Annotated in this window: 20 protein-coding genes and 3 tRNA genes; 15 read left to right on the top strand and 8 right to left on the bottom strand. The window is 71.4% G+C overall.

From position 1 onward, the window contains the following. Positions 1-7: 7 nt before the first annotated feature. The 5 genes from nuoL (at position 8) to I847_RS0113620 (ending at position 7,902) form a co-directional block, all read left to right on the top strand. Entirely contained in the window at positions 8-1,999 is a 1,992-nt protein-coding gene (gene nuoL / locus I847_RS0113640; RefSeq protein ID WP_034610235.1) for an NADH-quinone oxidoreductase subunit L, read from the top strand. 14 nt (positions 2,000-2,013) lie between these two features. After that, positions 2,014-3,543 carry an NADH-quinone oxidoreductase subunit M gene (locus I847_RS0113635; RefSeq protein WP_028050140.1) on the top strand — a complete coding sequence of 510 codons (1,530 nt, stop codon included), beginning with the start codon at positions 2,014-2,016 and terminating at the stop codon, positions 3,541-3,543. After that, positions 3,543-5,240 carry an NADH-quinone oxidoreductase subunit NuoN gene (gene nuoN / locus I847_RS0113630; RefSeq protein ID WP_034610233.1) on the top strand — a complete coding sequence of 566 codons (1,698 nt, stop codon included), beginning with the start codon at positions 3,543-3,545 and terminating at the stop codon, positions 5,238-5,240. Before I847_RS0113635 ends, nuoN begins: the two co-directional genes overlap by 1 nt. Positions 5,241-5,304: 64 nt before the next feature. Continuing rightward, positions 5,305-6,303, top strand: a complete 999-nt coding sequence (locus tag I847_RS0113625; RefSeq protein ID WP_196804568.1) for a polyprenyl synthetase family protein — start codon at positions 5,305-5,307, stop codon at positions 6,301-6,303. 90 nt (positions 6,304-6,393) lie between these two features. Beyond that, positions 6,394-7,902 carry an RDD family protein gene (locus I847_RS0113620; protein WP_028050137.1) on the top strand — a complete coding sequence of 503 codons (1,509 nt, stop codon included), beginning with the start codon at positions 6,394-6,396 and terminating at the stop codon, positions 7,900-7,902. On the opposite strand, the gene I847_RS23705 is transcribed toward I847_RS0113620, so the two are convergent. After that, the gene (locus tag I847_RS23705) at positions 7,899-10,070 is read right to left on the bottom strand and encodes an MMPL family transporter (RefSeq protein WP_051274895.1); all 2,172 of its coding nucleotides are present in this window, start codon (positions 10,068-10,070) and stop codon (positions 7,899-7,901) included. The genes I847_RS0113620 and I847_RS23705 overlap by 4 nt on opposite strands. 323 nt (positions 10,071-10,393) lie before the next feature. On the opposite strand from I847_RS23705, the gene I847_RS0113610 reads away from it, so the two are divergent. Together I847_RS0113610 and I847_RS0113605 are read left to right on the top strand one after the other, a co-directional pair. Beyond that, a complete protein-coding gene (locus I847_RS0113610) occupies positions 10,394-11,134 on the top strand; it encodes a PP2C family serine/threonine-protein phosphatase (RefSeq protein WP_028050136.1) in 741 nt (246 codons plus the stop codon). 259 nt (positions 11,135-11,393) lie between these two features. Continuing rightward, complete coding sequence (locus tag I847_RS0113605; protein WP_034610230.1) at positions 11,394-12,773, top strand: FAD-dependent oxidoreductase; 1,380 nt, start codon at positions 11,394-11,396, stop codon at positions 12,771-12,773. Between the two features lie 3 nt (positions 12,774-12,776). Here the strand turns inward: I847_RS0113605 and I847_RS0113600 are convergent, their stop codons facing one another. Genes I847_RS0113600 through I847_RS0113590 form a run of 3 tightly spaced genes read right to left on the bottom strand, consistent with a single transcriptional unit; the run spans position 12,777 to position 15,261 of the window. Further along, complete coding sequence (locus tag I847_RS0113600; RefSeq protein WP_051274893.1) at positions 12,777-13,547, bottom strand: amino acid ABC transporter ATP-binding protein; 771 nt, start codon at positions 13,545-13,547, stop codon at positions 12,777-12,779. Beyond that, positions 13,544-14,422 carry an amino acid ABC transporter permease gene (locus I847_RS0113595; RefSeq protein WP_028050133.1) on the bottom strand — a complete coding sequence of 293 codons (879 nt, stop codon included), beginning with the start codon at positions 14,420-14,422 and terminating at the stop codon, positions 13,544-13,546. Before I847_RS0113595 ends, I847_RS0113600 begins: the two co-directional genes overlap by 4 nt. Beyond that, positions 14,419-15,261 carry an ABC transporter substrate-binding protein gene (locus I847_RS0113590; protein WP_028050132.1) on the bottom strand — a complete coding sequence of 281 codons (843 nt, stop codon included), beginning with the start codon at positions 15,259-15,261 and terminating at the stop codon, positions 14,419-14,421. The genes I847_RS0113595 and I847_RS0113590 overlap by 4 nt, the downstream gene beginning before the upstream one ends. Positions 15,262-15,363: 102 nt before the next feature. On the opposite strand from I847_RS0113590, the gene htpX reads away from it, so the two are divergent. After that, complete coding sequence (gene htpX / locus I847_RS0113585) at positions 15,364-16,248, top strand: zinc metalloprotease HtpX (protein WP_028050131.1); 885 nt, start codon at positions 15,364-15,366, stop codon at positions 16,246-16,248. A gap of 32 nt (positions 16,249-16,280) precedes the next feature. Then, a complete protein-coding gene (locus I847_RS23700) occupies positions 16,281-16,700 on the top strand; it encodes a hypothetical protein (protein WP_051274892.1) in 420 nt (139 codons plus the stop codon). Positions 16,701-16,732: 32 nt separating this feature from the next. On the opposite strand, the gene I847_RS0113575 is transcribed toward I847_RS23700, so the two are convergent. Then, on the bottom strand, positions 16,733-17,236 hold the full coding sequence (locus I847_RS0113575) for a YajQ family cyclic di-GMP-binding protein (RefSeq protein WP_028050130.1): 504 nt from the start codon (positions 17,234-17,236) through the stop codon (positions 16,733-16,735). Between the two features lie 170 nt (positions 17,237-17,406). On the opposite strand from I847_RS0113575, the gene I847_RS0113570 reads away from it, so the two are divergent. Next, positions 17,407-17,488: transfer RNA gene (locus I847_RS0113570), tRNA-Tyr, on the top strand. A gap of 20 nt (positions 17,489-17,508) precedes the next feature. Here the strand turns inward: I847_RS0113570 and I847_RS25750 are convergent. Then, complete coding sequence (locus I847_RS25750; protein WP_051274891.1) at positions 17,509-19,683, bottom strand: caspase family protein; 2,175 nt, start codon at positions 19,681-19,683, stop codon at positions 17,509-17,511. Continuing rightward, positions 19,680-20,057: a hypothetical protein gene (locus I847_RS0113560; protein WP_155856150.1), complete on the bottom strand. Its 378-nt coding sequence runs from the start codon at positions 20,055-20,057 to the stop codon at positions 19,680-19,682. Before I847_RS0113560 ends, I847_RS25750 begins: the two co-directional genes overlap by 4 nt. Before the next feature lie 160 nt (positions 20,058-20,217). Between I847_RS0113560 and I847_RS0113555 the strand changes: the two genes are divergently transcribed. From I847_RS0113555 to I847_RS0113535, 5 genes are all read left to right on the top strand, one after another. After that, positions 20,218-20,290: transfer RNA gene (locus I847_RS0113555), tRNA-Thr, on the top strand. A 69-nt stretch (positions 20,291-20,359) separates the two neighbouring features. Beyond that, a tRNA-Met gene (locus I847_RS0113550) sits at positions 20,360-20,433 on the top strand. Between the two features lie 83 nt (positions 20,434-20,516). After that, positions 20,517-20,687, top strand: coding sequence for a 50S ribosomal protein L33 (gene rpmG / locus I847_RS0113545; RefSeq protein WP_028045094.1), 171 nt, complete (start codon positions 20,517-20,519; stop codon positions 20,685-20,687). 22 nt (positions 20,688-20,709) lie between these two features. Beyond that, the gene (locus I847_RS0113540) at positions 20,710-21,159 is read left to right on the top strand and encodes a MaoC family dehydratase N-terminal domain-containing protein (RefSeq protein WP_028050128.1); all 450 of its coding nucleotides are present in this window, start codon (positions 20,710-20,712) and stop codon (positions 21,157-21,159) included. Next, complete coding sequence (locus I847_RS0113535; protein WP_028050127.1) at positions 21,156-21,566, top strand: MaoC/PaaZ C-terminal domain-containing protein; 411 nt, start codon at positions 21,156-21,158, stop codon at positions 21,564-21,566. The genes I847_RS0113540 and I847_RS0113535 overlap by 4 nt, the downstream gene beginning before the upstream one ends. Here the strand turns inward: I847_RS0113535 and I847_RS0113530 are convergent. Next, positions 21,556-22,641: a LacI family DNA-binding transcriptional regulator gene (locus I847_RS0113530; RefSeq protein ID WP_028050126.1), complete on the bottom strand. Its 1,086-nt coding sequence runs from the start codon at positions 22,639-22,641 to the stop codon at positions 21,556-21,558. The two genes, I847_RS0113535 and I847_RS0113530, sit on opposite strands and share 11 nt — an antisense overlap. Positions 22,642-22,794: the final 153 nt, after the last annotated feature.

Below are 22,794 nucleotides of genomic sequence, written 5' to 3'. Positions count from 1 at the left end.
CCGGGACGTGCACACCCTGACAGCCCTGGTGGCGAGCCTGCCATCAGACACCACGATCACTCCGGTCACCGAGACGGTGCAGGCGGGCGTCCTGCTCGTGGCGCCGCTGCTCATCGGCATCCCGCTGCTCAGCGCGGCGGTGCTGCTGCTGCTCGGGCGCCGGACCGACCGCTGGGGCCATTGGCTCGGCGTGCTGGCGTCGTCCGCCGCGTTCGTCGTCGGCGCGACCGTCTTCGTCAAGATGCTCCAGCGGCCCGAGGGCTCGCGCGTGCTGGACGTGAACCTGACGCACCACTGGATCGACGCGGGCGCGTTCCACCTGAACGCGGGGATGCGTCTCGACCCGCTGTCCCTGACGTTCGTCCTGCTGGTCACGTTCGTCGGCACGCTCATCCACATCTACGCGGTCGCGTACATGGAGCACGACGCTGACCGTCGCCGGTTCTTCGCCTACCTCAACCTGTTCATCGCGGCGATGCTCACGCTGGTGCTGGCCAACAGCTACCTGCTGCTGTTCTTCGGCTGGGAGGGCGTCGGCCTGGCGTCGTACCTGCTGATCGGGTTCTGGAACTACCGGCTCGACTACGCGGTGGCCGCGAAGAAGGCGTTCGTGGCCAACCGCATCGGCGATCTCGGGCTCATCATCGCGATGGGCCTGATGTTTGCGACGTTCGGCAGCGTCAGCTTCGATTCCGTGCTCAACGGTGTGAGCGGGACGACGAGCCAGGCGACGCTCAACGGCATCGCGATCATGCTGCTGCTGGCCGCCTGCGGTAAGTCCGCGCAGTTCCCGCTGCAGTCCTGGCTCGGTGACGCGATGGCCGGTCCCACGCCCGTGTCGGCCCTCATCCACGCCGCGACCATGGTGACCGCCGGTGTCTACCTGATCGTCCGGTCGGCCCCCCTGTTCAACGCCGCACCCGACGCGCAGCTCGTCGTCGTGTGCGTCGGCGCGATCACGCTGCTGTTCGGGGCGATCGTCGGTTGCGCCAAGGACGACATCAAGAAGGCGCTGGCTGCCTCGACGATGTCGCAGATCGGCTACATGGTGCTCGCCGCCGGACTCGGTCCGGTCGGCTACGCCTTCGCGATCTTCCACCTGATCACCCACGGCTTCTTCAAGGCCGGCATGTTCCTCGGTGCCGGGTCCGTGATGCACGGCATGGACGACCAGGTGAACATGCGCCACTTCGGCGCGCTGGCCCGGTACATGAAGATCACGTACATCACGTTCGGGTGCGGCTGGCTCGCGATCATGGGAGTGCCGCCGTTCTCGGGCTTCTTCAGCAAGGACCACATCATCGAGGCGGCGTTCGTCCCGGTGGAGGGGGCGCCCTGGCGTGCCTGGGTGTTCGGGTCGGTGGCGCTGCTGGGCGCCGCGATCACCGCCTTCTACATGTCGCGTCTGTTCTTCATGACCTTCGAGGGCGAGAAGCGCTGGACGACGAGGACCGACGGCGAGCAGCAGCACCCGCACGAGTCCCCGAGGTTGATGACCTGGCCGATGATCGTCCTGGCCGTCGGGTCGTTCGGGCTGGGCTGGTACCTCAACGCCGGCAGCAAGTTCGTCGACTGGCTGACGCCGGTGCTCGGGACGCCGATCGAGGATGATCCGGTGATCCCCGCGCTGCCCCTGAAGATCGTCACCCTGGCGCTCGTGGCCGTCGGCATCGTCATCGCCTACCGGCGGTACGCCGCATCGCACGTCCCCGTCGTCCCGCCGGTCGGCACGTCGCTGACCCGTGCGGCCCGCGTCGACCTCTACCAGGACGTCGTCAACGACGTCGTGCTCGTCGAGCCGGGCCAGGCCCTGACCCGTTCGCTCGTCTACGTCGACCGCACCGCGATCGACGGCACCGTCACGAGCGTCGGCCGGTCCACGGTCGGCCTGGGTGGGCTCGCCCGACGCGTCCAGACCGGCTATGTGCGGTCCTACGCCGCCTCGATGCTGCTCGGGCTCGTCGTCCTCGTCCTCGTCGTCCTGGTCATCCAGAAGTGATGGAGCTCACACCGATGTCGTCCTCCTTCCCCTGGCTGACCGCCCTCATCGTCGTGCCGATCGTCGGCGCGGTGCTGCTCTGGGCGCTCCCGGCCGGTCTCCGCAAGCACACGAGGTCCGTCGCTCTCGTCGTGACGCTCCTCGTGCTCGCCCTCGGGGTCGGCGCGCTCCTGCTCGGTTTCGACACGGGCACCTCGGCGACGGTCCAGCTCTACGAGCAGCACGCGTGGATCCCGGCGATCGGCGTCTCCTACGCGGTCGGCGTCAACGGGGTGGGCCTCGCGCTCGTGCTCATGTCGATCGTGCTGGTCCCGCTCGTGGTGCTCGCCGCCTGGCGGGAGCAGGGATCTCGAGGCGTGCCGACGGACCGGCTGCGGCTCTACCTCGCGCTCGTCCTGCTCCTCGAGGCGTTCATGGTCGCGGTGTTCGCGGCGCGGGACGTGTTCCTGTTCTACGTCCTGTTCGAGGCCATGCTGATCCCGGTCTACTTCATGATCGGCATGTTCGGCGGCGCGCAGCGGCGCTACGCGGCGGTGAAGTTCCTGCTCTACTCGCTCGCCGGCGGCCTGATCATGCTCGTCGCGGTGATCGCGCTGTACCTGCAGGGCCCCGGAGGGTCGGACGGCTTCCTCACGGCGCACCTCACGGGTCTCGACATCGCGCCCACCACCGAGAAGCTGCTGTTCCTGGCGTTCTTCCTGGCGTTCGCCATCAAGGCGCCGATGTTCCCCGTGCACACCTGGCTCCCCGACGCGGCGCAGCAGGCGCCCGCGGGAACGTCCACACTGCTGGTCGGTGTGCTGGACAAGGTCGGCACCTTCGGGATGCTCACCCTGTGCCTGCCACTGTTCCCGGACGCGTCGCGCTGGGCGGCCCCCGTCATCATCGTGCTGGCGCTCGTCTCGATCCTCTACGGCGCGGCGCTGGCGATCGGGCAGAAGGACATCATGCGGCTGATCGCGTACACCTCGGTGTCGCACTTCGGCTTCATCGTCCTGGGCATCTTCGCGTTCACGTCCACGTCGATCGCGGGCTCGTCCTTCTACATGGTCAACCACGGGCTCTCGACGGGGGCGATGTTCCTGCTCGCCGGCTTCCTGGTCGCCCGGCGTGGCTCGCAGGAGATCTCGGCGTTCGGCGGGCTGCAGAAGATCGTGCCCGTGCTCGCCGGCTTCTTCCTGGTGGCTGGCCTGAGCGTCCTGTCCCTGCCTGGCTTGTCCACGTTCATCAGCGAGTTCCTGGTCATCGTGGGCACGTTCGCGCGGCACCCCGCCGCGTCGATCGTCTCGACGGTCGGCGTCGTGCTCGCCGCGGTCTACATCCTGTGGCTCTACCAGCGGGTGTTCACCGGACCGACCCCGGCCGACCTCGAAGGCACCCGCGACCTGAGCGGCCGTGAGCGGTGGGTCATCGCGCCGCTGCTCGCCCTCATGGTGGTCTTCGGCTTCGTGCCGCGGCCCGCGCTCGACCTGGTCAGCCCTCCGGCGACCGTCACCCTCGAGCAGGTCGGCGTGACCGATCTGCCTGCAGATGGGAGCAAGTGATGTTCACCGCACCCACGATCGACTGGGGCGCCCTGAGCCCCGTCATCATCGTCCTGGGCGCCGCGATCATCGGCGTCCTCGTCGAGGCGTTCGTCCCCGCGAAGGCACGTCGGACCACGCAGCTCGCGCTCGCGCTGGTGGCGCTGGTCGGTGCGCTCGTCGCGGTGGCGCTCCTGTGGTCGGGCGTCGAGGACACCGGCGGCACGACGGTGCTCGGCGGTTCGCTGCTCGTCGACGGACCGACGCTCGTCCTGTGGGGAACCATCTCGCTGCTCGCGCTGGTCTCGCTCCTGATCATCGCGGACCGCACGGAGACCGGTGAGGACGCGTTCGCGCCGAACGCCGCCGCGGTGCCGGGCTCGGACTACGAGGAGGTCGCCCGCCGCAAGGGGGTGCGCCAGACGGAGATCTACCCGCTGGTCCTGTTCGCGACCGGCGGCATGCTGATCTTCCCGGCCGCGGGCGACCTGCTGACGCTCTTCGTCGCGCTCGAGGTGCTCTCCCTGCCGCTCTACCTGCTCGCGGGCATGGCACGACGTCGTCGCCTGCTCTCGCAGGAGGCGTCGATGAAGTACTTCCTGCTCGGCGCGTTCGCGTCCGCGCTCTTCCTGTTCGGCATCGCGCTCATCTACGGGTACAGCGGGTCGCTGCGGTACTCGGACATCGCCACGGCGATCGGCACGCCCAACGGCATGGAGAGCCTGCTCCTGGTCGGCGCCGTGCTGATCCTCTCGGGCCTGCTGTTCAAGGTCGGCGCCGTGCCGTTCCACACCTGGACCCCGGACGTCTACCAGGGCGCCCCGACGCCGATCACCGGCTTCATGGGTGCGTGCACCAAGGTCGCCGCGTTCGGCGCGCTGCTGCGGATCGTGTACACGGTCTTCCCGGGCATGAGCTGGGACCTCGGCGTCGTGCTGTGGACGGTCGCCATCCTCACGATGGTCATCGGCACGGTCGGCGCGCTGGTGCAGAGCGACATGAAGCGGGTGCTCGCCTACTCCTCGATCGCGCACTCCGGGTTCATCCTCACGGGCATCATCGCGCTGAACCAGGCGGGCATCACCGCGGTCCTCTTCTACCTGCTCGTCTACGGCGTCGCGACGATCGGCGCGTTCGGCATCGTGTGGCTGGTGCGCGAGCGGGCGGGCCAGTCCGCCGACGGCACCCCCGGTCCCATCCTCGGCGAGGCCACGCACCTGTCGCAGTGGGCCGGTCTGGGCCGGACCAACCCGGTGCTCGCCGTGACGTTCTCCTTGTTCCTGCTCTCGTTCGCGGGCATCCCGTTGACCGCGGGCTTCATCGGGAAGTTCGGCGTCTTCGCGGCTGCGGTGGACGCCGGCGCCTGGCCGCTGGCCCTCATCGGCGTGCTCGCCTCGGCGGCAGCCGCGTTCTTCTACGTGCGCATCATCGTGCTGATGTTCTTCACCGGCCCCTCGGGCGCCGGCGAGGAGCCGGTGGCCGCGGCCGGCGCCTACGACGTCGCGGAGACCGAGCCCGGGGACCCGTCCCTCGGGGACTCGGCCCTCGCCGTCGAGACGAAGGTCGAGGCCCGATCGACCCTCACCACGACGGTCGTGAAGACCGAGGGACTCGCAGTCGCGGCGATCGCGATCTGCGCTCTGCTCACGATCCTGCTGGGCGTCGCTCCCTCGCCGGTCATCGAGGCCATCCAGACCGTGGCGTCGTTCCTTCCGTGATCACACGGCTGTGCCCGGTGCCAAGATCCGACCGTCGGGAAGATAGGTTCGTGCAGTGACCTCGATGACGGCCTTTCCGCTGGCCGATGCCGCCCTGGGCGAGCGCCTGTCCGCACGACTGGGGATCGTCGAGGAGCGGCTGCGTGACGCGGTCACCAACGTCGACCCGTTGGCCGACGACGCGTCGCGCCACCTGGTCAACGCCGGGGGCAAGCGTCTTCGCCCGCTCCTGACGCTGCTCGCCGCCGAGCTCGGCGACGGCTCCAGGCTCGAGGTGATCGACGCGGCGGTGGTGGTGGAGCTCACGCACCTCGCGACGCTCTACCACGACGACGTCATGGACTCGGCCCCGCTGCGCCGCGGTGCGCCGGCCGCGCACGAGGTGTGGGGCAACTCGGTGGCCATCCTCACGGGTGACCTGCTGTTCGCCCGGGCGTCCGCCACCGTCGCCGGACTGGGCCCGGAGGCCGTCCGCATCCAGGCGGCGACCTTCGAGCGACTCTGCCTCGGCCAGCTGCACGAGACGGTGGGTCCGCGACCCGAGGACGACCACGTCGCCCACTACCTGCAGGTACTGGCCGACAAGACGGCCTCGCTCATCGCGACGTCGGCGCGCTTCGGTGCGATGTTCTCGGGCTGCCGCCCGGACGTCGTGGCCATCGTGGCCGCGTTCGGCGAGAAGATCGGGGTCGCGTTCCAGCTTGCGGACGACGTCATCGACCTGACCTCGGACGGTGCCACGACGGGCAAGACGCCGGGTACCGACCTGCGCGAGCGTGTGCCGACGATGCCGGCGCTGCTGCTGCGCGCCCGCGCCGCCTCGTCGGACGCCACGGCGCAGGACCGCGAGGTGCTCGCGCTGCTCGACTCCGATCTCACCGACGACGGCGCTCTCGCCTGCGCGGTCGAGGCGCTGCGAGTGCACCCGGTGGTCGCCGAGACGCGCGACCGAGCGGTGACCCTGGCCCGGTCGGCCGTCCTCGAGCTGGACGCGCTCGAGGACGGACCGGTCAAGGACGCGCTGGTCTCGTTCGCGGACGCGCTGGTCGACCGCGCATCCTGACCGGTCCGGTCCGGTCCGGTGCACGCTCCGCGCACGGTCTGGCACCATGTGGCAGCGACCCGCCGATGAGTCGCCTCCGGGAGGTCCGTCGTGAGCACGCCGTGTGCGGCCTGTGGTGCGCCTGTCGCGCCCGGCGCCAGGCGCTGCGCGGCGTGCGGTGCACCCGCCCCGCCGGCTGCACGCGCCGCACCCCCGCGACCGGTTCTTGATGCGGTCGCCGAGATCACCCCGCAGACCGTCGCGCCCGTCGGCCTGCGCGTCCTGGCTTTCACCGTCGACGTCCTCGTCCTCGTCCTCGCTGCGGGCGTCGGTTACGCGGTCGCGCTCGCATCCGGTGGCCCTCGTGAGGCGGACGGGTCGTGGAGCACGGCCGCGATCGCCGTCCCCGGCCTGCTGGTCGTCGGCGCCCTGACGCAGTGGCTCGTCGAGGCGAGCACGGGCGCCACCGTCGGCAACGCCCTGTTCGGGATCCGCACGATGGGATCGCGCACCCACCGACCCGCGGGTCTGCCCGCTGTCGGGGTGCGCGTCCTCGTCGAGCTCGCCGGGGCGCTCGTCCTGCTCGTGGGTGCGTGGGTGGTCGTCTCGTCGGGCGCCTGGGACCGCTCGCCTGCCCGGCGCGGCTGGCACGACAAGGCCGCCCGCACGCTCGTGCTGAGGGCGCGTTCCGTGCGGGAGGCCGCTGCCGAGGGTCCGGGCACCGCTCCGGCCGTCGTCCGCGCGCTCGCCCCGGCGCCCGCGCTCGGTCTGGTGCGTCCCGCGCCCGGGACGGTCGCCCCGCCGCGGCCGGCTCCGGCTACCGTCGGGCCGGTCATCGGGACCGCTCCCGGTCTCGTCCGCGCCGCACCCTGGAAGTCGATCAGCGTCTCGACGGAGGTTGAACGGGTCGCGGTCATCACAGGACCGCCCGGGCGGCGTCCTGGGAAGGCAGCGGCCCCGGCGGCGCCTGCCGACGCCCGCCTGATCGACGTCCCGAACCGTCTGGTCGCCGGGATGCCGGCGCCCGCGGCACCGGGGCCGGTCATCAAGAGCCCGGAGACGGTGGCGCTCTCCATCGTCGCCAAGACCCCACGACGCATGCCGCGCCTCCCGCGGATCGGCGGCCGGTCCACACACCGACCCGACGGCCTGCTCGAGCCGGAGATCCGACCGGCCGACCCCGGCCTGCCCGAGCTGGAGCACGCCCGGCTCCGCCCGGAGGAACCGCCTGCGAGGGTGACGGACCCCGGCCTCGTGCTCGTGTTCGACACCGGGATGCGCCTCGAGGTCGAGGGCGACGGGGTGATCGGGCGGGACCCGGACAGCGAACCGGGTCTCACGCACCTCGTCGCGATCGACGATCCCGGCGGATCGATCTCTCGCGTGCACCTCGCGTTCGGGCAGGAGCGCCGCGGCAACCGCCTGTGGGTCGTCGACCGGGGCTCGACCAACGGGACGGTGCTGGTCCGTCCGGACGGCTCCGAGCTCATCCTCGCCCCGGGCAAGAGGGCGAGGATCGAGGCCGGCTGGATCGTCCGGTTCGGCAAGCGCTCCATCGAGCTGCGCAGCCGGTCGGAGCTGGACTGGCCGGCCCCGACCGACCAGCCCAGCACGGGCTAGGCGGAGACCAGGGCCTTCTCGGGCAGGCGCTCCTCGCTGTCGACGTCGACGCGCGGGAGCACCCGGTCCAGCCAGCGCGGCACCCACCAGTTGGCGCGACCGAGCAGCTTCATCGTCGCAGGCACCAGCACCATCCGGACGAGGGTCGCGTCGATCAGGATCGCGGTGGACAGGCCGATGCCGAACATCTTGGTCGCGGCGTCCGCACCCAGCACGAAGGCCGAGAACACGCAGACCATGATCAGCGCCGCCGACGTGATGACGCGGCCCGTCTTGGCGACCCCGTCGATGACGGCCAGCTCGTTGGACCCGGTCTCGGGCCCGCCGAGGGCAGCCAGCTCCTCGCGCACCCGGCTCAGCAGGAAGACCTCGTAGTCCATCGAGAGCCCGAACAGGATCGCGAACATGAACATCGGGATGAACGACACGATCGGCACGGTGGACTCGAGCCCGATGAGGTCCGCGCCCCAGCCCCACTGGAACACCATCACCATCACGCCGTAGGACGCCCCGATGCTCAGGAGGTTGAGCAGGACCGCCTTCAGGGGCACCAGCACCGACCGGAACACGAGGACCAGCAGCACGAACGACATCCCGAGCACGGTCAGGATGAACACGGGCAGCCGGTCGTTGACCCGGACGCCGACGTCGGCGAAGTTCGCGGTCTGCCCGCCGACGTGAGCGCGTGCCGGGGTGTCGACGAGTGCCGCAGGGAAGACCTCGGAGCGGAGGCGGTCGATCGTCGCGCCGGTCGCCGCGTCCTGCGGGCCCGTCGTGGCGTAGGCGACGAGCGTGCCGACGTCGCCGCGGACGACGGGTGCCTCGACGCTCTCGATTCCGGGGTCGTCGGCGATCGCGGCCGCGAGGGGGACCAGCACGGCGTCGTCGCCGCCCAGCGCGACGGCGATCACGAGCGGACCGTTGCGGCCCGGCCCGAACCCCTGGGCGACCAGGTCGTACGCCTGGCGTTGGGTGAAGCTCGGCGGCAGGGCGCCGTCGTCGGGGATGCCGACGCGCAGCGCGAGCAGGGGAGCCGCCAGCGCGACGAGCAGCGCGGTCACGCCGACGAGGTACACGCGGGGGTGTCGGGTGACGTGCCGGGTCCAGCGCGCCCAGCCCGGGCTGGTGGCGTGGACGGGCCGGCGTCCGACCACCCGCCGTCCGCCGAGGGCCAGCAGCGCGGGGAGCAGGGTGACGGAGGCGGCGACCATGATCAGCACGACCATCGAGATGGCGATCCCGCCCGCGGTCATGAACGGCACCTGAGCAACCGCCAGGCCCAGGATCGACACGACGACGATCCCGCCGGCGAACACCACGGGCCGCCCCGCCGTGGCGATCGAGCGCGCGATCGAGTCCCCGATCGACAGCCCGCGCGCGAGGTACTCGCGGTGCCGGGTCGTGACGAACAGCGCGTAGTCGATCCCGACACCGAGACCGACCATCGCCCCGAGGACGGGCGCGTAGCTGGGGATGACGATGGCGTTCGCGAGCAGCGCCATGGCACCGGTCCCCACCGCCAGCCCGAGCACGGCCATGCCGATGGGCAGCGCCGCCGCGGTCACCGACCCGAACGCCAGGAACAGGATGGCGAGGGCGGCCAGGATGCCGACGAGCTCGCCGGCGTTGCCGGTGGACTCCTCGTAGGCGAAGTAGAGGTCGCCCCCCTTCTCCACCCGCAGTGCCGGACCGCCGTCGAGCCCCTTGAGGTTGTCCAGGTCCGCGGCCGAGAGGTCCTCGACGGTCGGGTACTGGATGCGTAGGAGCGCGACGCGTCCGTCGGGGGACACGATGCCGGCCTGGTCGCTCGAGCCGGCAAGCGCCCCGGCCGGGTCGGTCGTGCCCAGGACGTGAGGCAGGGCCGCCGCGGCTCCCTGGAGCCGGTCGAGCGCGGCCCGGGCCGCGGGGTCGTCGGCGAACGAGCCGCCGCCGGCGGGCGTGACGACGACCTGCGCCGTGAGGCCCGCCTGCCCGGATCCGGCGGACTCGAGCAGGTCGTTGGCCTGCTGCGAGTCGAGGCCGGGCACACGGAACGAGTCCTCGAGCTTCGCGCCGAAGGCGCCGGACGCGCCGACGACGAGCACGGTGAGCACCAGCCACGCCGAGATCACGGCCCAGGGGCGGTGGGCCGCCGTCCGGCCCAGGCGGTACAAGGTCTGCGACAACATCGGGAGCCTCCAAGATGGGTGGGCTTCGATCGTCCCGATGCTCCCCGGGCCGCCACATCGGCCGGCAAGACCGGCGCGGCACGGCCGAACGGCTGAACGGTGCGCAGGGCGCTGGTCCTTTCGGCCGATCCGCGGAGGTGCCCACCGCAGGTCCGTGCGGTCACGCCGTCCGGCACCGACCTCGGGAGCCTCGGTGCACCGTCGACCGGCCGTCGTTATGCTGGCCGACGATCGGGCGCAGGTTCAGGGAGTGGACCCGCGCGAGCCAGCGACCGGGACGGGGCAGCGATGAAGCCTGCGAGCGCGGCTCTCGTCGCGACCCCGTGAACGACGCCCGGGTACGCCTCCGGGTCGGGGTCGCCACCGAGCGCGCCGAGCGCGACCGCAACGAGGACTCGGTCTGGACACAGGACGGGGTGTTCCTCGTCGCGGACGGCATGGGCGGGCACGACCGTGGCGAGGTGGCCAGCCGGACGGCGATCGACATCCTGCGCAGCCTGGCCGACGGTGCTCCCGGCCTGGCCGACGCCCAGCGGATCGTCCAGGAGGCGCACGCCGCGGTCCGGGGGCTGCCCAAGGGAGTCGGCAGACGACCGGGGACGACGGCGACCGGGGTGGTGCTCACCGAGCACGACGACGTGCCGTGCTGGCTGGTCGTCAACATCGGCGACTCCCGCACGTACCGGATGGCCGGCGGGGTGCTGGAGCAGGTCACGCAGGACCACTCGGAGGTCGCGGAGCTCGTCGCGGCTGGCGTCGTGGCCGCGGAGGACGCCAGCAGGCACCCGCGGCGCAACGTGGTCACGAGGGTGCTGGGCGGCGGGAACCGGGAGGTCGAGCCGGACGTCTGGCTCCTTCCGGTCAGCCCGGGCGACCGGATGCTGGTGTGCTCCGACGGCCTGACCGACCCGTTGTCCGACGCCCGGATCGAGGCCGAGCTGCGCGCCGCGGACGACCCTCAGGACGCGGCAGACCGACTGGTGGCGGCGGCGCTCGCGGCCGGTGGCACGGACAACGTGACGGCGGTCGTGGTGGACGCGACGCTCACGCGACGGTCTCGATAGCCGGCGCCGCAGACGGCGGACGCGGGTGGCGCGCGCCCGCAGCGAGACCCCGCCCGGCCGGCGGAGCGGGGCGTCGGACACCCGTCCGGCGTGGGTCGCGGTCGCGACACGCCGTCTCACGCGTGTCCGCATTCTGGCGGGCGACTCAGGGTGACCTCACCGTGCGCCCTACACTGGCCCTTGCACAGCCCTGCAGATGCCGATTTCCGCGCACCCTCGGCTGGACACAAGCCCCCAAGATCGGAAGGCAAGCGCACCCGTGAGCACCCTGCGAGTCGCCATCGTCGGCGCAGGACCGGCCGGCATCTACGCCGCCGACATCCTGTCGAAGACGGACCTCGACGTCAGCATCGACCTGTTCGAGCGCCTGCCCGCGCCCTTCGGCCTGGTCCGCTACGGCGTGGCCCCGGACCACCCCCGGATCAAGCAGATCATCGTGGCGCTGCAGAACGTGCTGAGCCGCGGCGACATCCGCCTGCTGGCCAACGTCGACTACGGCACCGACCTCAAGCTCGACGACCTGCGGCAGTTCTACGACGCCGTGATCTTCTCGACCGGCTCGATCCGCGACGCCGAGCTGCCCGTCCCGGGCATCGACCTCGAGGGCTCCTACGGCGCCGCCGACTTCGTGTCCTGGTACGACGGCCACCCGGACGTCCCGCGGACGTGGCCCCTGAACGCGCAGCACGTCGCAGTCCTCGGCGCCGGCAACGTCGCGCTCGACGTGGCGCGCATCCTGGCCAAGCACGCCGACGACCTGCTCCCGACCGAGCTGCCGGGCAACGTCTACGACATCCTCAAGGCCTCGCCCGTCACGGACGTGCACGTGTTCGCGCGCCGCGGTCCGGCCCAGGTCAAGTTCTCCCCGCTGGAGCTGCGCGAGCTGGGCCACGTCCCGGACGTCGACGTCATCGTCTACCCCGAGGACTTCGACTTCGACGAGGGCTCGATGGCGGCCATCCACTCCTCGAACCAGACCAAGCAGGTCGTCAAGACGCTGACCGACTGGACGCTGAAGGAGCCGGAGGAGAACACCGCGAGCCGGCGCATCCACCTGCACTTCCTGCACAAGCCCGTCGAGGTGCTCGGCGAGGACGGCAAGGTGGTCGGGCTCCGCACCGAGCGGACGGCGCTCAACGGCGACGGCAACGTCACCGGCACCGGCCAGACCCACGACTGGGCCGTCGGCGCCGTGTACCGCGCGGTCGGCTACTTCGGGTCGCCGCTCGTGGACATCCCCTTCGACGACGTCGCCGGCGTCATCCCGAACCGTGAGGGCCGCGTCGTCGACGTCGACGGCGAGCACCTGCAGGGTGTGTACGCGACGGGCTGGATCAAGCGTGGTCCCGTCGGCCTCATCGGCCACACCAAGTCCGACGCGTCCGAGACCATCCGGCACCTCGGCGAGGACGTCGCCGCAGGCGGCGAGGCGTTCTACACCGCCACCGACCGCGACCCGTCGGCCGTCGTCGAGTTCCTCACCAGCCGCAGGGTCGACGTCATCCAGTGGTCGGGCTGGGAGCTCCTGGACACGTACGAGCGCTCGCTGGGCGAGCCGCACGGCCGCGAGCGCATCAAGCTGGTCCCGCGCGACCACATGGTCGCCGTGGCTCTGGGGCAGACGCTCCCGCAGGACTGAACGTCAGCCGGTGATCCGCCGGAGGAACTCGCGCGTGCGTTCCTCCTGCGGGTCGCCGAGCACCTGCGCGGGCGCCCCGCGCTCGTGGATCCTGCCCTGGTGCAGGAAGCACACCTCGTCGGCGACCTCGCGCGCGAAGCCCATCTCGTGCGTGGCGACCACCATGGTCAGCCCGGTCTCCTTGAGCTCGGCGAGCAGTGCGAGCACCTCGCCGACGAGCTCCGGATCGAGGGCGCTGGTCACCTCGTCGAGCAGCATCACCGCGGGCTTGGCGACGAGGGCGCGCGCGATGGCGACGCGCTGCTGCTGACCGCCGGACAGCGCGTCGGGGAACGCCTGGGCCTTGGCGGCCAGGCCGACGCGCTCGAGCACGGCCATCGCCTCGTCCTCGGCGTCCTTGCGCGCGCTCCCGTGCACCAGCCGTGGGGCGAGGGTCACGTTGTCGAGCACGCGCAGGTGGGGGAACAGGTTGTAGGCCTGGAACACCATCCCGATGCGCGCGCGCACCGCGTTGGCGTCGAGTCGAGGGTCGGTGATGTCCCGACCCTCCAGCTCGATCTCGCCGTCGTCGATGTCCTCGAGCAGGTCGATGCACCGCAGCAGGGTCGACTTGCCCGAGCCGGAGGCACCGATCAGGACCACGACGCGGTGCGCGTCGACGTCGAGCGAGAGGTCGTCGAGGACGAGGTGGTCGCCGAACGACTTGCGGACCTTCCGGACGGAGAGCAGCGGAGCGTCGAGGCGAGCCGGCGGGAGGTGACGCGCGCGGCTCACCGCAGGGCCCCGCTGCCTGCGATGGTGCTCTGCGCGCCGATCCAGCCCGACCGCCGCGCGAGGGCGTCGGTGAACCGCGTGAGCGGGAACGTGAGGAGCACGAACATGATGCCCGCCACGACGTAGGGCGTGAAGTTGGCGTACTTCGCGGTCTCGATCTGCGCGGCACGGACGGCGTCGATCGCACCCAGGATCGAGATCAGGCCGGAGTCCTTGGACAGCGAGACCAGGTCGTTCAGCAGGGGCGGGATCACGTTGCGCACGGCCTGCGGCAGCACGACGTGGCGTAGCGACTGCCCGTGCGTCAGTCCGAGCGAGCGGGCGGCCGCCACCTGCGAGGGGTGCACCGACTCGATCCCCGCCCGGAACACCTCGGCCACATAGGCCGAGTAGGTCAGGACGAGGGCGAGCCCGCCGAGCCACACCGCGGACGTCGGGATGCCCTGCAGGCGCAGCCCGGGCAGCCCGAACCCGACGAGCAGCATCACGAGGATCAGCGGGAGCCCGCGGAAGATGTCGACGTAGGCCGTGGAGAGCGCGCGCAGCGGGAAGAACGCGGGACCGCGCACCGTGCGCATCAGCGCGAGGGCCATCGCGACGACGACGATGACGACCGCGCTGCACGCCATCACCCTGATGTTCAGCCAGAGGCCCTGCAGGATCGCGGGGAACGACGCGGTGGCGACGTCCCAGTCGAAGAACGACGCCTTGACCCGCGGCCAGCCGGGGGAGGAGACGAGGGCCAGCCAGGCGATCGCCACGAGCGCGACGGTCGACACGATGGCGACACCGGCCGAGCGGCGCGTGCGGGCACGTCGGAAGGCGTCGCGCTCCTGCTGCCGTGCCGAGGGCACCCAGGGCGTCGTCGTGCTCACTGGAGGACCGGAGCACCTGCGGCGTCGGTGAGCCACGTGGCCTCGAGGTCGGCGAGCGTGCCGTTCGAGCGCAGCGCGTCGACGGCCGTCGTGACCGCAGGCGTCAGTGGGCTGTTCTTGTCGAGCACGATCCCGAACGCGTCCCCACCGGCGCTGTCCGCCAGCTGGCCGAGCACGATGCCGCCGTCCAGCTCGGCCGCCGTGATGTACAGGGCCGTCGGCAGGTCGACCACGATCGCGTCGACGAGCCCCGAGGTCAGCGCCTGCTTGACCTGGTCGTTGTCGTTGAACACCTGGACCGGTGTGCTCGGGTCGATCGTCTCCTGCGCCGACGTGAGGCTCGTGGTGCCGACCATCGCGCCGATGCGCAGGGGCTTGAGGGCGGCCAGGGACGTCGCGTCCTGCGCCTTCGAGCCCTTCAGCGTGACGACGGCCTGCGCTGTCTCGTAGTAGGGCGAGCTGAAGTCCAGGCTGGCCCTGCGCTCATCGCTGATCGACACCTGGTTCAGGGCGATGTCGAAGTCCTTGGCGCCGGGCGCGATGATCTGGTCGAAGCTGTCGTTCACCCACGTCACGTGGTCCTTGTCGAACCCGAGCTGCTCGGCGACCGCGTACGCGACCGCGGACTCGAACCCCTTGCCGGACGACGGGTCGTTGTCGACGACCCACGGGCCGTAGGCGGGATCCGACGTCGCGACGGTCAGGACGCCGTCCTTGAGCGTCGTTAGCGAGCCGTCGGTCGCACTGGGAGCGCTCCCGGAGGAGTCGTCGGTGGGTGCGCAGGCGGCCAGGGCGAGGGCGACAATGGCGGCGAGGGCGGACCAGCGGGCGAGGCGCACAGGGGTTCTCCGGTCGATCGGTGGGTCGTGGCACCCAGGATACGAGGGAACCGGAGCGGGTCCGTGCGCGTTTCAGGGGTGCAGACGAGAGATGGGAAGACGATGGGCCACCGGCACTTCAACGGGTTGAAGACTGCTGCGCTGTTTGGTGTGATGTGGGCGATCCTGCTGGGGATCGGCTGGCTGCTGGGCGGTGGGACGCCCAAGTTCCTCGTGCTGTTCACCGCCCTCGGCCTGGTCATGACGGCGTACAGCTACTGGAACTCGGACAAGATCGCCATCCGCGCGATGCGGGCCCGGCCGGTGAGCGAGCTCGAGGCGCCCTCGATGTACCGCATCGTCCGCGAGCTGTCGACGCAGGCCCGTCAACCGATGCCGCGCCTGTACATCTCGCCGACGGCCGCCCCGAACGCGTTCGCGACCGGCCGCAACCCGGCGAACGCGGCCGTGTGCTGCACGGAGGGGATCCTCGCCCTCCTCGACGAGCGCGAGCTGCGCGGCGTCCTGGGCCACGAGCTGATGCACGTCTACAACCGCGACATCCTCACGTCGTCGGTCGCCGCCGCCGTCGCGGGCGTCATCACGTCGCTCGCGCAGTTCGCCCTCTTCTTCGGCGGGGGAGGCAACGACCGGGACCGTGGCAACCCCATCGCCGGCCTCCTGCTCGCCCTCCTCGCGCCCGTGGCCGCGATGCTGGTCCAGCTGGCCATCAGCCGCACCCGCGAGTACGACGCCGACGAGGACGGGGCCGCACTCACGGGTGACCCGTTGGCGCTGGCCTCCGCACTGCGCAAGCTCGAGCGGGGCACCCAGGCCGCGCCGCTGCCGCAGGACCGCGAGCTGGTCGACGTGTCGCACCTGATGATCGCGAACCCGTTCAAGGGCGCAGGCATGGGCAAGCTCTTCGCCACGCACCCGCCCATGGCGGACCGCATCGCCCGCCTGGAGAAGCAGGCCGACCAGCAGGGCGGCATCACCCGCTACTGAGGAGACCTCATGCTCAGCACGCCCCCGGTCCTGTGAGGGCCAAGCTCCTGCTCGCCGACGCGGCCAAGGTGTCGGACGGCAAGGTCGACGCCCTGGGCCTCGCCTGGTCGACGACGACGACCCCGACCCCGCCGGCCGCGATCATCCTCCTGCTGCAGTTCGGCTGGGACGAGACCGACCAGAGCCGAGCCGTCGTCGTCGAGCTGCTCGACGCCGACGGCAAGCCCGTCCTCGTCAACGGCCCCAACGGCACGGCACCGCTGCGCATCGAGGGCAACGTCGAGGCGGGCCGGCCGCCGGACGTCCCCGCGGGAACCCCGATCGACGTGCCCCTCGCCTTCGGCATCGGCCCGGGCATGAACCTCAGGGCCGGCCAGCGCTACGAGTGGCGGCTCTCGCTGGACGGCGAGACCCACGAGGACTGGGAGGTCAGCTTCCTGATCCGCCCGTGAGGGGCTCAGCCGCGCCCCGGGCGGCCGGGAGGTCAGCGGTAGTTCGTGAACTGGAGGTCGGCGTCGACGTCGGATCCCTTGAGCAGCGCGATGACGGCCTGGAGGTCGTCGCGGCTCTTGCCGGTCACGCGGAGCTCGTCGCCCTGGATCTGCGTCTTGATGCCCTTGGGTCCTTCGTCGCGGACGATCTTGGCGACCTTCTTGGCGGTCTCGCTGCTCAGGCCCTCCTTGATCAGGGCCTCGAGCCGGTACTCCTTGCCGGACGGCTTCGGCTCGGGGCCGTCCTCGCCGGTGTCCAGCGACTTCAGGGAGATGCCACGCTTGATGAGCTTCGTCTGGAAGACGTCGAGGACCGCCAGGACGCGTTCGCTGGAGTTGGCGATCATGAGGATCTTCTCGCCGCTCCAGGCGATCGAGGCGCCGACGCCCTTGAAGTCGTACCGCTGGGCGATCTCCTTCGCGGCCTGGTTCAGCGCGTTGTCCACCTCCTGGTGGTCGACCTTGCTGACGACGTCGAACGACGCTTCGCTCGCCATGACTTCTCCTTCTGCTCGACTGGTCCGTGCCCGCGGATAGCCACGGACGCCACGGGTGGGCGTCACCGTTTCGCTAGCACTGCCCGGGAGTTGCTATCCTTCCACCCGCACGCTGCTCGCGCGGCCGACCAGTCGAGGCTGGACGGGCGTGAGACGGTGGGCACCACCCTGGCGGGTTACCCGAGTGGCCAAAGGGGGCTGACTGTAAATCAGCTGGCAACGCCTACGGGGGTTCGAATCCCTCACCCGCCACGGAACGACAGGCCGGTCCCTCAGGGGCCGGCCTGTCGCGTTCCTGCCGATCGCGCCCGAGCGTTGACCAGGACGGCTCCGGCGAGCAGCGCCGCACCGAGGACGGCCAGCAGCGCGAGGTTGTCCAGGGCGCCGTTGCGGAGCAGCCAGGCGACCACCTGGAAGGTCGAGACGGCGAGCACGGCGTATGCGGCCGCGTCCAGCACGTGTCCCAGGCGTGCGCTCCCTCGGAGCAGGACGGCCGCGCCGACGACGAGTGCGAACGCCGCCGGCAGCACCAGGTACCACGCGGTCGCGTCGGCCACCGTCGAGTCGTGCTCTCCGGTGAACGGGAAGCCGGCCGACGACCCGAGCCCGAGGACCAGCAGGACGACCGCCACCGGGGGTGTGCGGGCGCTGAGCCGTGGCGCCGGCGTGAGGTCGCGGCGCAGGACGAGTGCCGCGAGCGCGACCAGGACGCCGACGAGCGACTCGATGACGATCGCCCTCCACGTCGCGTCGTCGGTCTCGTATCCGAGACCGGACATCAGCGTGAACAGGCCGAACCCGAGGTACGCGACGAAGCCGCCCGCGGCGCAGCCGAGCGCGACGGAGCCCAGGTTCGGCCACACGACAGACGCCACCACGAGCACGCTCAGGAGGGCGGCAGGGATGGCGAACGCCCGAGAGCTGCCTGCGCCTCCGTCGGTGATCGAGCTCGTCCAGGTCACGAAGCGAAGGCTGCCCACCGTGATGCCGACCAGCAGGAGCACCATGCCCCCGGCGGCCCACACCGGCGTCCGGGACGGTGTCGAGCCGTCGGTCGGTGCCGAGGAGCCGGACACCGGCACGACGGCCGGCCGATCGCGCGTCGCGGACCGCTGCGGCCCCGGCGCCGGATGATCGCCGGTCGGCGCTGGTGCGGGACGGTCGTCCGGGGTGCTCGACGCCCGGGTGGCCGGGCGGCCGCGTGTCTTCTTCGCCACCGTGCTGACCGCGAGCGTATGCACGCCGACCGGGGTGGTCACGCGAACCGTGCCCGCGTGGGCGACGTCGGCGTCCGGCGTGACCGTCACCCGCAGCCCTGCGTCGTCCACGTCGGCGTGGAGCCACGGCTCGTCGACGGCGACGGACGCCGATCGTGCCAAGGGCGGCCCGACGAGCCGTACCTGGTGGACCGCCGCGGAGTCGCTGCCGACGACGAGCTCGGGCGGCTCGAACGTCAGCCTGCATTCGGCGAGAGCGGTCTGGACGACGTCGTCGACGCGCCTGCTGTCGTCGCCGAGCATGCTGTTCAACGCCTGCCACGCGCCGAGGGCGACCGCGACGTCCTGGCCGACCAGCAGCTCACGGAGCTCGATCGCGACGCCGAGCCGGGTGGCGGACAACGGGCTGGCGGCCGCCTCCAGCAGCTCGGGCGCGGGAGTCCGGGCCGAGATCGTCCGACGTCCGCTGTGCGCGATCAGCAGCTCACCCTCGGAGCCGAACGCCCACAGGTGCGGCGTCTGGTGCGGGGTGGACCGACGGACCTGCTCGGTGACGTAGCCGAAGAGCTCGTGCAGACCGACCCATCCGTCGCCGTCCCGATCGGCGTCGCCGGTGGTCAGGCCACGGACGAGCGCCCCGGTGAACACCGACGGGTCAGGCAGTGCCCCTGGCGCGAGCTCGGCCCCCTCGAAGGCGTACTCGACCGCGCTGGAGGCCGTCACGACGACGCGGCCGCGCCCCCCGGACGACCGTTCCGTCTCGGCGAACGCCTCCCGCACCTGCACGTCTCCGGCACCGCGGACCACCATGCCGCGGGGGAACGCGCCGCCGTAGCAGCAGTCGAGGAACAGGGCGATGCGCTGCGCGCGGCTCTCGGCCATCTGCCGGTTCACGAAGTCCGCCGCGACCGCGGTCGAGGCGAGGCGGTCCGGGCGCGAGTCCGCTGCCGCGAGGAACAGCTCGCCACCGGCGTTCTTCAGCCCGTGTCCCGAGAAGTGCACGAGCAGCAGGTCGTCGGGATGGGCGTCGGCGAAGAAGTCCTCGACCGACAGCCGGATCTCCTGGGCGGTCCCGTTGTGCACGACGTCGACCGCGAAGTCACCGACGCCCGGCGCGGCGAGGGCCTCCGCGAGCGCGGCGGCGTCGCTCGCGGGTGCGAGCAGCCGACGGAGACCGGCATCGGCGTACTCGTCGACCGCGACGATCAGCGCCCGACGGTGGGCAGTCATGGTGCTGTGCCGCCGTGGCGCGCCAACCACGCCTGGACGAGCTGGGACTGCTGGTCGCCGGTCGCGGCGGTGAGCTCGATGACGTCGCCGTCGATCGAGACCTTGACGCCCGCTACCGACCGGTCACGCCTGAGCCACGCGGCGATGCTCTGGACGACGCTCTGCAGGAGCTGCACCGAGGGGCCGAGGGAGACCATCAGCGCGCCGATCTCGGCCGCCGACGGCCCCCGGCTGCCGGGCGGCGCCTCGCCGCCGGTGAGTGGCCGGACGTCGTCCACCGCGAGGGCGAGCAGCTCGTCCCGCAGGCGCAGTGCGCCCCGTTCGAGGTCCTCGTCGGCCCCCGGCGCGACGAGCTGCACGGTCACACCGGTCATCGTCGGCCTCCCCACAGGTGGGACACAGCCAGCCTGCACCCGGGCGCACCGAGGAGCAACGACTTTCGGCGCATGATCACGCGCTCGACGCGGATGCGCAGGCCCTCGGACGGGGCCGATTTCGCGAGGACCCCAGGGCCCGTGTAACCTTGCTCGCGCTGCCCCGATAGCTCAGTCGGCAGAGCGTCTCCATGGTAAGGAGAAGGTCAAGGGTTCGATTCCCTTTCGGGGCTCTGTGGTGTGTTCGAAGGAAGTGCCGCTGCGTAACTGCCTGCGGCACGTCCCCAGATCCCACCGACAGTGGCGGGGTAGCTCAGGTGGTTAGAGCACACGGCTCATAATCGTGGTGTCGCGGGTTCGAGTCCCGCTCCCGCTACCGCCAAGTGACACAACAGCGCGTCGGCCGGCGCGCAACGACAGAATCGCAGCGCCCTAGCAGGTGCGAGAGGTGGCAAGACCATGGCCAGCAAGAGCTCGGACGTCCGTCCGAAGATCACGCTCGCGTGCACTGAGTGCAAGGAGCGGAACTACATCACGAAGAAGAACCGTCGGAACGACCCCGACCGTCTCGAGATGAAGAAGTTCTGCCCCCGCGACAACCGTCACACGGTCCACCGCGAGACCCGCTGATCTCGCTCGCCTGACGACGAGGATGCAGGTCGACACGAGCTACGCGGGACGCGAGTACCCGCCGAACGCGGTCTACGAGGTAGGTCGCGAGAAGCTCCGGGAGTTCGCCGACGCTGTCGGTGCCTCCCACCCCGCCCACACGGATCCGTCGGCGGCGCGCGCGCTCGGTTACCCCGACGTGATCGCGCCCCCGACGTTTGCCGTCGTGGTCGCCCAGCGCGCCGAGGCCCAGCTGTTCGAGGACCCCGCAGCCGGCATCGACTTCAGCCGCGTGGTGCACGCCGACGAGCGGTTCACGCACCACAGGCCCATCCACGCCGGTGACCGGCTGGTGACGGTGCTGCACGTCGACTCGATCACCGTCCGGGCGGGCCTGGCCATGATCACGACGCGTGCGGAGATCGCCGACGAGTCCGGCGAGGCCGTGGCGACCGTCGTGTCGAGCCTCGCGGTGCGTCCGGAGGACTCATGAGCGACGACCTGACCGTCGGCACCGAGGTCGCACGTCGCGAGGTCACCGTCGACCGCGCACGGCTGGTCCGCTACGCGGGTGCCAGTGGCGACTTCAACCCGATCCACTGGAACGCGCGCGTCGCCACCTCCGTCGGGCTGCCCGACGTCATCGCGCACGGCATGTGGACCATGGGTGCCGCCGGGGCCGTCGTCGCCGACTGGGCTGGGGACCCGGGCCGGGTCGTCGACTATCAGGTGCGCTTCACGCGGCCCGTTCCCGTTCCGGACCCCGGTGCGGCGACCGTCGAGGTCGTCGCCGTCGTCGGAGCGCTGGACGCCGCGGCGGGGACCGCGCGCATCGACCTGACCGTGAGCCTCGACGGGGCCCGGGTGCTGGGTAAGGCCCAGGCGGTCGTCAGGCTGTAGGACCGTCGGACGGGGTCGGTGCCGGCCCCGTCGTCGTCCCGATCCGCAGCTCCACGGGCAGTTCTCGATACGTGGGCGGCTCACCGGCGAGCACGTCCTCCACCGCGTGCCCGATCGCCGCGCCCTTCTCGGCGAGCGGCTGCGCGACGGTCGTGAGGACGTCGGGTGCGAGCCAGGGCAGGTCGAGCCCGTCGAACCCGCACACCGACACGTCCTGGGGGACGCGCAACCCGAGCTCGCGCGCCGCCAGCACGACCCCGGACGCGAGCAGGTCCGACTGGCAGGCGACGGCAGTGGGGCGGCGGTCGGCGTCGGTCAGGAGTGCGAGACCTGCCGACCGGCCGTGCTCCACCAGCGACGCGGGGGTCTCGTAGACGGCGACCGGGGTGACGCCCGCGTCGGTGACGCCGGCCATGCGCCGCTTCGTGATCTCCCACTCGAGGTGGGTCATGCGGTCCTCGTCGACAAGGCCCTCGTTGCGGAGTCGGTTGAACGGAAGGGTGACGGTCGCGATCCGGGTGTGCCCGAGCGAGAGGAGGTGCTCGGCCGCCTGCCGGATGCCGCCGCGGTCGTCGATGCCGACCGACGCGACGTCCTCGGAGCTCTTGCCCTCGACGATGACGGCGGGGATGCCGCGTCGGCGCAGGGCGCTGAGCATCGGGTCGTCGGTGGTTCCGCCCCACATGAGCACTGCGACGTCCATGGCTGCCGTCTCGACGAGCGGGTCGACCACCGGGCCCGCCGGGTCGCTGGAGCCCGGGATGAGCAGCACGCCCAGGTCGAGCGGGCCCAGGGTGCTCACCAATCCGTCGAGCACCTGGATGGACACGGGGTCGCGGAACGATCGGCCCAGGGAGTCGCCGACGACGACCCCGACGATCCCCGAGCGCCCGCGGCGCAGCTGCTGACCGAGGGGGTTGGGCCCGGAGTAGTCGAGCCGGACGGCGGCATCGAGGACCTTCTGGCGGGTGGCGCCGGCGATGGGCCCGGCGCCGGAGAACGCGAGCGAGGCAGTCGACACGGAGACGCCCGCTGCGGCGGCGACGTCGGCCAGCGTGGGGCGGGACGGGGACAGGGCGGACCTCCGAGGTGCGTTGCTGCAGGTCGTCGAGGGCGCCTTCGAGCGGCCAACCGCGGAGGCACGACACGATTCTGTTTGACGCAGCGGCAAGCGTACCCGCAGAATGGCGCCGTCCCTCAAATCGATTCGACCCCAGCGATCGCCCGT

This window comes from Cellulomonas sp. URHD0024 (assembly GCF_000426185.1).
GTDB lineage: Bacteria > Actinomycetota > Actinomycetes > Actinomycetales > Cellulomonadaceae > Cellulomonas.
Note: the sequence above shows the minus strand (reverse complement) of the source record. Positions and strands in the feature narration are given on the sequence as shown.

Bases quoted from the DNA above. Each gene is read 5' to 3' on its own strand.
- I847_RS0113635 (WP_028050140.1), top strand. From the start codon at position 2,014: ATGTCGTCCTCCTTCCCCTGGCTGACCGCCCTCATCGTCGTGCCGATC.
- nuoN (WP_034610233.1), top strand. From the start codon at position 3,543: ATGTTCACCGCACCCACGATCGACTGGGGCGCCCTGAGCCCCGTCATC.
- I847_RS0113625 (WP_196804568.1), top strand. From the start codon at position 5,305: ATGACGGCCTTTCCGCTGGCCGATGCCGCCCTGGGCGAGCGCCTGTCC.
- I847_RS23705 (WP_051274895.1), bottom strand. From the start codon at position 10,070: ATGTTGTCGCAGACCTTGTACCGCCTGGGCCGGACGGCGGCCCACCGC.
- htpX (WP_028050131.1), top strand. From the start codon at position 15,364: ATGGGCCACCGGCACTTCAACGGGTTGAAGACTGCTGCGCTGTTTGGT.
- I847_RS0113575 (WP_028050130.1), bottom strand. From the start codon at position 17,236: ATGGCGAGCGAAGCGTCGTTCGACGTCGTCAGCAAGGTCGACCACCAG.
- I847_RS25750 (WP_051274891.1), bottom strand. From the start codon at position 19,683: ATGACTGCCCACCGTCGGGCGCTGATCGTCGCGGTCGACGAGTACGCC.
- I847_RS0113560 (WP_155856150.1), bottom strand. From the start codon at position 20,057: ATGACCGGTGTGACCGTGCAGCTCGTCGCGCCGGGGGCCGACGAGGAC.
- rpmG (WP_028045094.1), top strand. From the start codon at position 20,517: ATGGCCAGCAAGAGCTCGGACGTCCGTCCGAAGATCACGCTCGCGTGC.
- I847_RS0113540 (WP_028050128.1), top strand. From the start codon at position 20,710: ATGCAGGTCGACACGAGCTACGCGGGACGCGAGTACCCGCCGAACGCG.
- I847_RS0113535 (WP_028050127.1), top strand. From the start codon at position 21,156: ATGAGCGACGACCTGACCGTCGGCACCGAGGTCGCACGTCGCGAGGTC.